The sequence below is a fragment of the Streptomyces sp. NBC_00249 genome (genome assembly GCF_026342355.1).
Lineage (GTDB): Bacteria > Actinomycetota > Actinomycetes > Streptomycetales > Streptomycetaceae > Streptomyces.
Map to the genome: position 1 here is coordinate 108,672 of NZ_JAPEMV010000005.1, position 11,868 is coordinate 120,539.

Genomic DNA, 11,868 nt, shown 5'->3' on the forward strand with positions numbered 1-11,868 from the left:
GCGGGCCGGGACTAACCGACCGAGCCCTCCATCTGCAGCTCGATCAGCCGGTTCAGCTCCAGCGCGTACTCCATCGGCAGCTCACGGGCGATCGGCTCGACGAAGCCGCGCACGATCATCGCCATGGCCTCGAACTCCGTCAGACCGCGGCTCATCAGGTAGAAGAGCTGGTCGTCGGAGACCTTGGAGACGGTGGCCTCGTGGCCCATGGACACGTCGTCCTCGCGGACGTCCACGTAGGGGTAGGTGTCCGAGCGGGAGATGGTGTCGACCAGGAGCGCGTCGCACAGCACGTTGGACTTGGAGCCGTGGGCGCCTTCACCGATCTCGACCAGGCCTCGGTACGAGGTGCGGCCGCCGCCTCGCGCCACCGACTTGGAGACGATGTTGGAGGAGGTGTTCGGCGCCATGTGGACCATCTTGGAGCCGGCGTCCTGGTGCTGGCCCTCGCCCGCGAAGGCGATGGAGAGGGTCTCGCCCTTGGCGTGCTCGCCCATCAGGTAGACGGCCGGGTACTTCATGGTGACCTTGGAACCGATGTTGCCGTCGATCCACTCCATGGTCGCGCCCTCGTACGCCACGGCGCGCTTGGTGACCAGGTTGTAGACGTTGTTCGACCAGTTCTGGATCGTCGTGTAGCGGCAGCGGCCGCCCTTCTTCACGATGATCTCGACCACGGCGCTGTGCAGCGAGTCCGAGGAGTAGATCGGGGCGGTGCAGCCCTCGACGTAGTGGACGTAGGCGTCCTCGTCGACGATGATCAGCGTCCGCTCGAACTGGCCCATGTTCTCCGTGTTGATACGGAAGTAGGCCTGGAGCGGGATGTCCACCTTGACGCCCTTGGGGACGTAGATGAACGAGCCGCCCGACCACACGGCGGTGTTCAGCGAGGCGAACTTGTTGTCGCCGACCGGGATGACCGTGCCGAAGTACTCCTGGAAGAGCTCCGGGTGCTCCTTGAGCGCGGTGTCCGTGTCGAGGAAGATGACGCCCTGCTCCTCCAGGTCCTCACGGATCTGGTGGTAGACGACCTCGGACTCGTACTGGGCGGCGACACCGGCGACGAGGCGCTGCTTCTCCGCCTCCGGGATGCCGAGCTTGTCGTACGTGTTCTTGATGTCCTCCGGCAGTTCCTCCCACGAAGCGGCCTGCTTCTCGGTGGAACGCACGAAGTACTTGATGTTGTCGAAGTCGATGCCCGAGAGGTCGGAACCCCAGTTGGGCATGGGCTTCTTCCCGAACAGCTTGAGGCCCTTGAGGCGGAGGTTCAGCATCCACTCCGGCTCGGACTTCTTCGCCGAGATGTCGCGGACGACCTCTTCGGACAGACCCCGCTTGGCAGCCGCGCCGGCCGCGTCGGAGTCGGCCCAGCCGTATTCGTAGGTGCCCAGGCCATCGAGCTCAGGGTGAGCAGTCTCCGTGGTCATGCGGGGTTCCTCCCGGCCGTACTTGCAGATACTGATGTGTCGGTCTGTGTGGCGCTTCGCGGAATGAACGTGGTGCACACCCCGTCGCCGTGGGCGATCGTGGCGAGGCGCTGCACATGCGTCCCCAGCAGGCGGGAGAAGACCTCGGTCTCCGCCTCGCAGAGCTGCGGGAACTGCTCGGCGACGTGTGCGACCGGGCAGTGGTGCTGACAGAGCTGTTCACCGCTGTGCGGACCGGGAGCGCTCTTCGCCGTAGCAGCGTACCCGTCCACGGTCAACGCCTTGGCCAGGGCCTCGGTGCGGTCCGCCGGAGCGGCCGCGTCGACGGACTCCCGGTAGGTCTGCGCCTGTGCCTCCATACGGGCCCGGGCGAACGCGGCGACGGCCGCCTCGCCCTGCTCCCCTCCGCCGACGGACTGCGCGATCCAGCGCAGGGCGTCCACGGCGAGGGTGTCGTAGGACTGGTCGAAGGCATCGCGGCCGCAGTCGGTGAGCGCGAAGGCCTTGGCGGGCCGGCCTCGGGTGCGCGTGCCGTACACGCGCTGCTCACGGGGTGCGACCACGTCGTCGGCGACGAGCGTGTCGAGATGGCGGCGGACGGCGGCCTGGGTGAGGCCGAGACGCTGTGCGAGGTCGGCGACGGTGGAAGGACCGTGATCCAGGATGGACCGCGCGACCCGGTTGCGGGTCGACCGCTCCCCGGTCACGAGTTCCCCCTGCGGGGTCTCGATCATCCGTTCGCCGTATTTCACAACGCCATTGTTGCGTAATTAACCGAGCGACGACAAGCCGTGATGGAGGCCACTCCTGGTGGCCTCCATCACTAAGGGTTACCTAATTTCTCTACGCAGAGTTAATCGGAGGGCAGCACTCCGCATTCCCTCCAGGCCCCTCCGGTGAGCCAGTACACGGCTCCCACCAGCAGACCTCCGCCCACGACGTTCCCGGGGACGGTAAACATCAGGTTCCGGAAAAGATCACTGAAAGCGGTTGGGCCATCCAGGATCGCCAGGCTGAAAAGAGCCGTGTTCGCGACGCAGTGTTCGAAACCGACCGCCACGAATACCGCCACGGGCAGCCAGAGGACGAAAATCTTGGCGGCATCACCCCGGGCTCGAGTGAACATCCAGACCGCCAGGCACACGAGCATGTTGCACAGCACCGCCCGCCAGGCCCCGCGAGCGAGAGCCCCCAGGACGCCGCCAGGTCCCGGGGCCCGGTCCGCCCCGACAGCGCGCCGACCAGCATCACCATCACGTTGCTCGTGAAGAGCCGGGCCTTGTGCGCGGCCTGCCCGGAGGTGGCTTCGACGTTCTCGGCGATGCTGTTCACCCCTCAACGCTAGGACCGCGCCCCCGGCCCGCCCCGCCGAAAAGGTCATGACCCCCCGGGCCCCTGACCCCGCCACCCCCAGGACCAAAGCCCCCCTCCCCGGCTCCGTAGACTCACCCCCCATGAGCAACGACCCCGCCGTGGAGATCCGCGGACTGGTGAAACGGTACGGATCCAAGACAGCGGTCGACGGCCTGGACCTCACCGTCCCCGCGGGCGCCGTCACCGCCGTCCTCGGTCCCAACGGCGCGGGCAAGACCACCACCGTGGAGACCTGCGAGGGCTACCGCCGCCCCGACGCCGGCACCGTCCGCGTCCTCGGCCTCGACCCCGTCGCCCGGGCCGAGGCCCTGCGCCCGCGGATCGGCGTCATGCTCCAGTCCGGCGGCGTCTACTCCGGCGCCCGCGCCGTCGAGATGCTCCGCCACATGGCGAGCCTCTACGCCCACCCCCTGGACGTCGCCACCCTGGTGGAACGCCTCGGCCTCGGCGGCTGCGGCCGCACCCCCTACCGCCGGCTCTCCGGCGGCCAGCAGCAGCGCCTCGCCCTGGCCATGGCCGTCGTCGGCCGCCCCGAACTGGTCTTCCTCGACGAGCCCACCGCCGGCCTCGACCCGCAGGCCCGGCGCGCGACCTGGGAGCTCGTACGGGAACTGCGCGCCGACGGGGTCTCCGTCGTCCTCACCACCCACCACATGGACGAGGCCGAACAGCTCGCCGACGAGGTCGCCATCGTGGACGCCGGCCGGGTCATCGCCCACGGCAGCCCCGACGTGCTGTGCCGGGGCGGCGCCGAGAACACCCTGCGCTTCACCGGCCGCCCCGCCCTCGACCTCGCCTCGCTGCTGAAGGCACTGCCCGACGGCACCCAGGCGGCCGAGCTCACCCCGGGCGTCTACCGCGTCACCGGCGACATCCACCCGCAGCTGCTGGCCACCGTCGCCTCCTGGTGCGCCCAGCACGGGGTGATGCCGGACAGCCTCTCGGTGGAGCGGCACACCCTCGAAGACGTCTTCCTCGAGCTCACGGGCAAGGAGCTGCGCGCATGAGCGCCGGTACGTTCACCCCCCGCCCCGGCGCCGCGCCCGTGTCCCGGATGATCCGGGCGCAGACCGCGCTGGAGACCCGCATGCTCCTGCGCAACGGGGAGCAGCTGCTGCTCACCGTGATCATCCCGGCGCTGCTGCTGACCCTCTTCTCCGCCGTCGACATCATCACCGTGCCGGGTCAGGAAGGCGGAGCCGGCTCCAGAGTCGACTTCGTCGCCCCGGGCGTCCTCGCGCTCGCCGTGATGTCCACCGCCTTCACCGGCCAGGCCATCGCCACCGGCTTCGACCGCCGCTACGGGGTCCTCAAGCGGCTCGGCGCCTCCCCGCTGCCGCGCTGGGCGCTGATGACCGCCAAGACCCTGTCGGTGCTGGTCACCGAGGTGCTCCAGATCGCCCTGCTGACGGCCATCGCCCTCGCGCTGGGCTGGTCCCCGCACGGCGACCCGCTGTCGGTCGCCGCGCTGGTGCTGCTGGGCACGGCCGCCTTCTCCGGGCTCGGACTGCTGATGGCGGGCACCCTGAAGGCGGAGATGACCCTGGCCGCCGCCAACCTGGTCTTCCTGCTGCTGCTCGTCGGCGGCGGGGTGATCGTGCCGCTGGAGAAGTTCCCCGGCGCCGTGCAGTCCGTCCTGGGGCTGCTGCCCATCTCGGCGCTCTCCGACGGCCTGCGCGAGGTGCTCCAGCACGGGGCCGCGCTGCCGCTGGGCGACGCGGCCGTCCTCGCGGTCTGGGCCGTGCTCGGGCTCGGCGCCGCCGCGAGGTTCTTCCGCTGGGAGTGAATCCCGCCCGCCGGACGTTGGCCTGGCAGGAGGACGACCACCTCCGCACAGCAGGACCACACGGCGTACGAGACCACGTACGACGACGCACGACCAGGACGCCGGGGGGCGGGCATGGCGCAGCGGGAGGCCGTTCTGCGGCTGGACGAGCAATGGGCCCGGATCAGATCGGGAGCCGCGCACGCGGAGCACGGCGAGGCCGACCGGCTGCTCGCCGAGCTGATCGGGGCGCTGCGCGGGCCCGCCCGTACCGACGCCGAGTGCGCGGCCCGGCTGGGGCTGCGCCTGGGCGACCTGGCGGCGCGCCGGTTCGCGGCCGGGGACCGGGCCGGGGCGCTGGCCGCCATCGAGGAGGGCCTGCGCCACGCGCGGCAGGCCGCCGGGCACGCGCCGGAGTACGCCCGCTGGTACGCGCGGGGGCTGATCAACCAGGGGGTCTGGCTGGCCTGGCCGCTGAGCGATGCGGACCGGCTGCCCCGCCACCCCGTCGGCACCGCCGCCGAGAACGGCCCGAACCCCATGGAGCGGGCCGCCGGCGAGCGCGCCCGTGACCTGACCCGGGCCGCCGTCGAGGTGTGGGCCTCCCTGGACCAGCACGACCCGGTCAACCGCCGGGGTCTCGCCCAGGCCAAGGTGTTCCTCGGGGACCGCCTCGCCGAGCTGGGCTTCGCCTCCGACGCGGTGGCCTGGGCGGTGGACGCCGAGGCCGGCTTCCGCCGGCTGCTCCTCGGGGCCCCCGGCCCGGAGGAGGCCCAGGAGGCGGAGGAGGCCCTGGACCACATCGGCCGCCAGCTGGAGCTGCGGCTGCGTTTCCTGACCTTCGACTCCCTGGCCGGCCTGCGGACGCAGGGCCTGCTGCCGGAGCGGCTGCTGCCGCAGGCCGTGGTGGCCGCCCTGATCCAGGGCGTGTCCGAGGAGGAGACCGCCGCCCGGCTGGGCCTGGACACCGAGCAGGTCTCCACGATGCTGGAGGTCACCCCCTGGCGCGCGGTGTGGCGCGTGGAGGTGCGCGGCGCCGACGGGCTGTGGACCGTACGGCCCCGCCCGTGGCACGGCGGGACCGAGGTGCGGGGCCGGACCGCCGAGGAGGTGGCCTCGGGGCTGATGCGCGGGTTCATGGAGTCGGCGGACTATCCCGGCGACGGCGCGCTGTGGCGGATCCGGCTCTGGTGGCACACGGAGGGCGACCCTGCCGGAGCGGCGTTCCGCCTGGTCGTGGGGCCCGACGCTCCCGGACCCCACCCCTCGTGAAACTTTGCACAAGGCGGCGCCTACGATGGTTGCCGTGTCGAACCCATTCACATACATCGCCGACCGCTGGACCCCGTCACCGCGGATCGTCCAGCGCGCGGCGCTCGCCGCGCTCGTGATGAGCGTGGTCATCGTCGTCACCGGCGGCGCGGTGCGGCTGACCGGCTCCGGCCTCGGCTGTGACACCTGGCCCAAGTGCACCGACGACAGCCTCATCGTCACGCAGGCGCAGGGCTTCCACGGAGCCATCGAGTTCGGCAACCGGATGCTGACCTACGTGCTCTCCGCGGCCGTCGGCGTGTTCATCCTGGCGGCACGCTCCGCGAAGCCGTGGCGGCACTCGCTGACGGAGCTCGGCTGGGTCCAGTTCGCCCTGGTGACGGCCAACGCGATCCTCGGCGGCATCACCGTCCTGACGGGCCTGAACCCGTACAGCGTGGCCGGCCACTTCCTGCTCGCCACCAGCCTGATCGCCGTCACCACCATCAGCTGGCAGCGCACCCGCGAGGGCGACACCGCCCCCCGGCCGCGCGTCCCGGGCCCGGTGCGCAAGCTGTCGTGGGCGCTGATCGCCACCACCCTCGTACTGATCGCGGCGGGCACCGTCGTGACCGGCTCCGGACCGCACGCCGGCGACAAGAGCGAGATCAAGCGGATGCCGTTCGACTGGGCGGCCACCGCCCACGTGCACGCGATCGCCGCCTGGCTGGTGTGCGCGCTCGCCGTCGCGATGTGGCTGGTGCTGCGGGTGGTCGACGCCCCCGTCGACACCCGGGCGCGCGCCCGCGACCTGCTGCTCGTCCTGCTCGCACAGGGCGCCGTCGGCTACGTCCAGTTCTTCACCGCACTGCCCGAGGTCCTGGTCGCCGCGCACATGCTGGGTTCCTGCCTGGTGTGGATCGCGGTGCTCCGCGTCGCGCTGAGCCTGCGCGAGCGCCCCGTCGGAGAGACGGACACCCCGGCGCGGGACGAGGCGCAGCTCTCCGCCGTCTAGGCCGTCTACCGGGCCCTACGTCCGCTCGTCCAGCCGGTAGACGCGCCGGGCGTTGCCGGCCGCGATCATCCCGGCGACCCGGTCGGCGTCCCGCCAGGACCAGGCCCCGTCGGCGACCCAGCCGCCCAGGACCCGGCCCAGCGCCTCGCGGAACACCAGGGCGCCGACCGCGTGGAGCTCGGGCAGCGCTCGGCCTCCGCTGGAGAACAGCAGTTTCCCGAAGGGCGCGAGCTCCAGCAGTTCGGCCAGGACGGCGGCGGCCCGGGCCCCGGTCCGCGCGAGCACCGCTCCGAGGTCGGCGTGGACGTGCGGGTACCGCGCCGCCAGGTGGGCCGCGTCCCGGTGGTGCGGGTACCCGCCGAGCAGCACGAGCGGGGCCCCGAGCCCGGCCGTGGCCCGGACGAACCCGGTCAGCTGGCCGGGCTCCGCCCCGCCGGTGTGCAGCTGGAGCGGCAGCCCGGACGACACCGCGCTCCACAGCAGGTGCCGCAGGAGTACGGGGTCCCGTACGGCCTCGCCCCTGGCCCGTCCGGCCAGCCACCGCCCGGCCGCGCCCCGCACCTCGCCCGGCCCCGGCGGCTCGGGCTCCCCGGCCAGGGCCGCGCCGAGGGACGCAGCGCCGGCTCCGCAGGTGAAGGCGACGGCCCCGGCCGCGGCGTGGTGGACGGCTCCGGCGAGGTTGGCCAGGAAGGCGGCCACGGTCCCGGAGGTGTCGGCGGCCTGCTCGGCCAGCAACTCCAGCCGGACCACCTCGTAGGCCTCCGCCCGCCCGGCCAGGGCCAGCTCCTTGGGCCCGGTGAGGTCCCCCGGCGCCCCGGTGTCGACGAGGTAGGCCCCCACCCCCGAGCCGCGCAGCAGCAGCCGCCCGGTCTCGACGACGCCGAGCTCACGGCGCCGGGCCAGGTAGCGCGCGGGCGCGCAGTGCGGCTCCAGCCCCAGCAGGGGCGGACACCAGCGGCGCACGGCGAAGCCGGTCTGGGTGTCGAAGAAGGTGGTGCCCGCGGCGGGCGGGCCGGCCGAGCGGATCAGCTGGGCCTCGAAGGTCCCGAGACCCAGCTCCGTTCGGAGCACTCCGTGGCAGTGCTGGTCCACCAGGGGCGGCGTTTCGATCATCCGGGCATCCCGTTGCGGACGTGAGGAAGCGGCTTCCACACGTCCTAACGGGTGAGCGGGGTATGAAGTATTGCCCGCAAGGTTGACCGACCCGTTTTCGGGGGCCGGCTGCGGCAGGACGCTCAGGCGGCGGGGTTGGCCGGGCCGCCGATCTGGATGCCCGCCATGCGGGTCCACTCGTACGGGCCCGTCTTCACCCGCGCGGCGAACTCGCCGTCGAACTCCTCGTGGAGGGTCAGTCCGGCCTTCTCGGCGGCCAGCTGGGCCACGCCGTAGGTCGGGGCGACCAGGTCGCCCCAGCCGCCGTCCGTACCGACCAGGACGATCCGGGCGCCGACCTGGCCGATGTAGGCGAGCTGGCCCTCGGCGCCGCCGTGCTGCCGGGCGAACGCGCCGATCTGCTTGGCCAGCTTCGCCGCCTTGCGGTCCTGCTTCTTGTCTGCGGTGTCTGCGGTCTCCGCGTTCTCTGCCATGGACGGCATGCTACCGGCCGGTAATGAACGGCGGAAGCATCACCGGAGGAAGGGATCCACGGCCACGGCGACGAAGAGGAGCGACACATAGGTGATCGACCAGTGGAACAGCCGCATCTCCTTGAGCTTCGCGCCCGTCACCCCGGACTTGGCCCGGGCGTTCAGCGCGTGCGCCTCCCACAGCCACCAGCCGCCGGCCACCAGCGCGACCGAGGTGTAGAACCAGCCCGTGTACCCCAGCGGGGTCAGCAGCAGCGAGACGGCGACCATCACCCAGCTGTAGATGACGATCTGGCGCGCGACGACCTTGTTGCCCGCGACGACCGGCAGCATCGGCACGCCGACCCGCGCGTAGTCGTCCGCGACCTTCATGGACAGCGGCCAGTAGTGCGGCGGCGTCCAGAAGAAGATGACGAGGAAGAGGATGACCGCGGCCCAGGAGACCTCGTTCTTCACCGCCGACCAGCCGATGAGCACCGGCAGGCAGCCCGCGATGCCGCCCCACACGATGTTCTGCGTGGTGCGCCGCTTCAGCAGCATCGTGTAGACGACGACGTAGAAGAGGAGCGCGCCGAGCGACAGGGCGGCCGACAGCCAGTTGACCAGGAACCCGAAGAACAGGGTCGCGATCACCCCGAGCGAGATGCCGAAGACCAGGCATTCGCGCGGGCTCACCATGCCGGTCACCAGCGGCCGCTGCGACGTACGGTCCATCAGCGCGTCGATGTCGCGGTCGATGTACATGTTCAGCGCGTTGGCGCCGCCCGCGGAGAGGTACCCGCCGAAGCAGGTGGCGAGCACCAGCCACAGCGACGGCACGCCCTGTTCCGCGAGGAACATGACCGGCACGGTCGTGATGAGAAGCAGCTCGATGATCCGCGGCTTGGTCAGTGCCACGAAAGCCATGAACCGGGCCCCGAACGGCCGGTGACCGGGGCTCGTCCCGAGTACCCCCGCTGGACGGGATTCGACGGCCGTCACGCACACCCCTGAGAGAGAATCCAGCAAGCTCCGACGCGGACCCTTCAGTGCATGAAGGTCCGGTAAAGGCTTGCGCGTACCACGCCACTGTAGACGTTGCCCTTACCTCGCCCCGCGCGGGGGTCGCCTCGTGTTGGGCCGATCGGACCGGACGGGCGGAGCGTCGCCCGGCCGCCGCCCGGACCTCCGTTCGGATGCCCGCTCGAATGTCGCTCCCCTCTCCCAGATGAACACGAGGCAGCGACCTGGCGACGCACTACCGGCACTCGAATAGCCGCACGCCCTGGCGGGGGTAGGCTCGGAATCGCGCCGGTGCATCGTTCGTCACCGGGAAAACAACATGTGGAGAGGAGCCCTGACCAACGGTGAGCACCAAGCCGACCACCACAGAGCTCGAGTGGACCGAACTGGACCAGCGGGCCGTCGACACCGCCCGCATCCTGGCCGCGGACGCGGTCCAGAAGGTCGGGAACGGCCACCCCGGTACGGCGATGAGCCTGGCCCCCGCCGCGTACACCCTTTTCCAGAAGGTCATGCGGCACGACCCGGCCGACCCCGAGTGGGTCGGCCGTGACCGTTTCGTGCTCTCCGCGGGGCACTCGTCCCTGACCCTGTACACCCAGCTCTACCTGGGCGGGTTCGGCCTGGAGCTGGACGACCTCAAGGCGTTCCGCACCTGGGGCTCCAAGACCCCCGGCCACCCGGAGTACGGCCACACCACCGCGGTCGAGACCACCACCGGCCCGCTGGGCCAGGGCATCGCCAACGCGGTGGGCATGGCCATGGCCGCCCGCTACGAGCGCGGTCTGTTCGACCCGGAGGCCGCCGCGGGCACCTCCCCCTTCGACCACATGGTCTACGCGGTCGCGGGCGACGGCTGCCTCCAGGAGGGCATCTCCCACGAGGCGTCCGCGCTGGCGGGCCACCAGAAGCTCGGCAACCTGGTCCTGCTGTGGGACGACAACCACATCTCCATCGAGGGTGACACGGAGACGGCCGTCTCCGAGGACACCATGAAGCGCTACGAGGCGTACGGCTGGCACGTCCAGCGCGTCGAGCAGCAGGAGAACGGCGACCTCGACCCGAAGGCGCTGTACGCGGCCCTCCAGGCGGCCAGGGCCGAGACCGGCCGGCCGTCCTTCATCGCCGCCCGCTCGATCATCGCCTGGCCCGCCCCGCACGCCCAGGGCACCGAGGCCTCCCACGGCTCGGCCCTCGGCAACGACGAGGTCGCCGCGACCAAGCGCGTTCTCGGCTTCGACCCGGAGCAGACCTTCGAGGTCTCCGACGAGGTCATCGCCCACACCCGCGCCCTGGGGGACCGCGGCCGCGAGGCCAAGGCCGCGTGGGAGAAGGACTTCTCCGCCTGGCGCACCGCCAACCCGCAGCGCGCCGCCGAGTTCGACCGCGTCGAGGCCAACGAGCTGCCCGCGGGCTGGGAGGAGAAGCTCCCCGTCTTCGAGCCCGGCAAGGGTGTCGCCACCCGCGCGGCGTCCGGCAAGGTGCTGGAGGCGCTCGGCGCCGTCATCCCGGAGCTGTGGGGCGGCTCGGCCGACCTGGCCGGCTCGAACAACACGACCATCGACAAGAACTCCTCGTTCCTGCCGGTGGGCAACCCGCTGCCGGAGGCCGACCCGTACGGCCGCACCATCCACTTCGGCATCCGCGAGCACGCCATGGCCGCGGCCATGAACGGCATCGCGCTGCACGGCCACACCCGTATCTACGGCGGCACCTTCCTGGTGTTCTCCGACTACATGCGCAACGCCGTGCGCCTCTCCGCGCTGATGCACCTGCCGGTGACGTACGTGTGGACGCACGACTCCATCGGCCTCGGCGAGGACGGCCCGACCCACCAGCCGGTCGAGCACGTCGCCGCGCTGCGCGCCATCCCGGGCCTGAACGTGGTCCGTCCGGCCGACGCCAACGAGACCGCCATCGCCTGGCGCGAGATCCTGCGGCGCCACACCAAGGTGTTCGGCAAGGGCGCGCCGCACGGTCTGGCGCTCACCCGCCAGGGCGTGCCCACGTACGCCGCGAACGAGGACGCCGCCAAGGGCGGGTACGTGCTGTTCGAGGCCGAGGGCGGCCCCGCCCAGGTCGTGCTGATCGGTACCGGTTCCGAGGTCCAGCTCGCCGTCGCCGCGCGCGAGGCGCTGCAGGCCGAGGGCGTCCCGGCCCGCGTGGTCTCGATGCCGTCGGTCGAGTGGTTCGAGGAGCAGGACCAGGAGTACAAGGACAGCGTCCTGCCTCCGTCCGTCAAGGCGCGAGTCGCGGTCGAGGCGGGCATCGGCCTGACCTGGCACCGTTACGTCGGCGACGCGGGCCGGATCGTGTCGCTGGAGCACTTCGGTGCTTCCGCCGACGGCGCCGTGCTGTACCGCGAGTTCGGCCTGACCGCCGAAGCCGTGACCGCAGCAGCCAAGCAGTCCCTCGCCGCCGCCGCGCGCTGACGCCGGTACAAGAACC

At 71.6% G+C, this 11,868-nt stretch carries 11 protein-coding genes; 5 read left to right on the top strand and 6 right to left on the bottom strand.

Annotated features, from left to right (window positions below):
* Positions 1–11: 11 nt before the first annotated feature.
* The 3 genes from sufB to OOK31_RS39555 all read right to left on the bottom strand — a co-directional run bounded on the left by sufB (position 12) and on the right by OOK31_RS39555 (position 2,883).
* Positions 12–1,427 (bottom strand): Fe-S cluster assembly protein SufB, encoded by a 1,416-nt coding sequence (gene sufB / locus OOK31_RS22250; protein WP_254383815.1) that lies wholly within the window; start codon positions 1,425–1,427, stop codon positions 12–14.
* Positions 1,424–2,161, bottom strand: coding sequence for a metalloregulator ArsR/SmtB family transcription factor (locus tag OOK31_RS22255; protein ID WP_267089057.1), 738 nt, complete (start codon positions 2,159–2,161; stop codon positions 1,424–1,426). Before OOK31_RS22255 ends, sufB begins: the two co-directional genes overlap by 4 nt.
* A gap of 119 nt (positions 2,162–2,280) precedes the next feature.
* Entirely contained in the window at positions 2,281–2,883 is a 603-nt protein-coding gene (locus tag OOK31_RS39555) for a formate/nitrite transporter family protein (RefSeq protein ID WP_353962694.1), read from the bottom strand.
* Here OOK31_RS39555 and OOK31_RS22260 point away from each other — a divergent pair.
* The 4 genes from OOK31_RS22260 (at position 2,882) to OOK31_RS22275 (ending at position 6,832) form a co-directional block, all read left to right on the top strand.
* Entirely contained in the window at positions 2,882–3,808 is a 927-nt protein-coding gene (locus OOK31_RS22260; protein ID WP_267089058.1) for an ABC transporter ATP-binding protein, read from the top strand. The genes OOK31_RS39555 and OOK31_RS22260 overlap by 2 nt on opposite strands.
* Entirely contained in the window at positions 3,805–4,587 is a 783-nt protein-coding gene (locus tag OOK31_RS22265) for an ABC transporter permease (protein ID WP_267089059.1), read from the top strand. Before OOK31_RS22260 ends, OOK31_RS22265 begins: the two co-directional genes overlap by 4 nt.
* Positions 4,588–4,701: 114 nt before the next feature.
* Complete coding sequence (locus OOK31_RS22270; RefSeq protein ID WP_267089060.1) at positions 4,702–5,838, top strand: hypothetical protein; 1,137 nt, start codon at positions 4,702–4,704, stop codon at positions 5,836–5,838.
* A 25-nt stretch (positions 5,839–5,863) separates the two neighbouring features.
* The gene (locus tag OOK31_RS22275) at positions 5,864–6,832 is read left to right on the top strand and encodes a heme A synthase (RefSeq protein WP_267089061.1); all 969 of its coding nucleotides are present in this window, start codon (positions 5,864–5,866) and stop codon (positions 6,830–6,832) included.
* A 15-nt stretch (positions 6,833–6,847) separates the two neighbouring features.
* On the opposite strand, the gene OOK31_RS22280 is transcribed toward OOK31_RS22275, so the two are convergent.
* From OOK31_RS22280 to OOK31_RS22290, 3 genes are all read right to left on the bottom strand, one after another.
* On the bottom strand, positions 6,848–7,945 hold the full coding sequence (locus OOK31_RS22280; RefSeq protein WP_267089062.1) for an amidohydrolase family protein: 1,098 nt from the start codon (positions 7,943–7,945) through the stop codon (positions 6,848–6,850).
* Positions 7,946–8,067: 122 nt separating this feature from the next.
* Positions 8,068–8,427, bottom strand: coding sequence for a hypothetical protein (locus OOK31_RS22285; protein WP_267089063.1), 360 nt, complete (start codon positions 8,425–8,427; stop codon positions 8,068–8,070).
* Between the two features lie 30 nt (positions 8,428–8,457).
* Entirely contained in the window at positions 8,458–9,405 is a 948-nt protein-coding gene (locus OOK31_RS22290; RefSeq protein ID WP_267089500.1) for a heme o synthase, read from the bottom strand.
* 359 nt (positions 9,406–9,764) lie between these two features.
* On the opposite strand from OOK31_RS22290, the gene tkt reads away from it, so the two are divergent.
* Positions 9,765–11,852, top strand: coding sequence for a transketolase (tkt, locus tag OOK31_RS22295; RefSeq protein WP_267089064.1), 2,088 nt, complete (start codon positions 9,765–9,767; stop codon positions 11,850–11,852).
* The last annotated feature ends 16 nt before the right edge of the window (positions 11,853–11,868 follow it).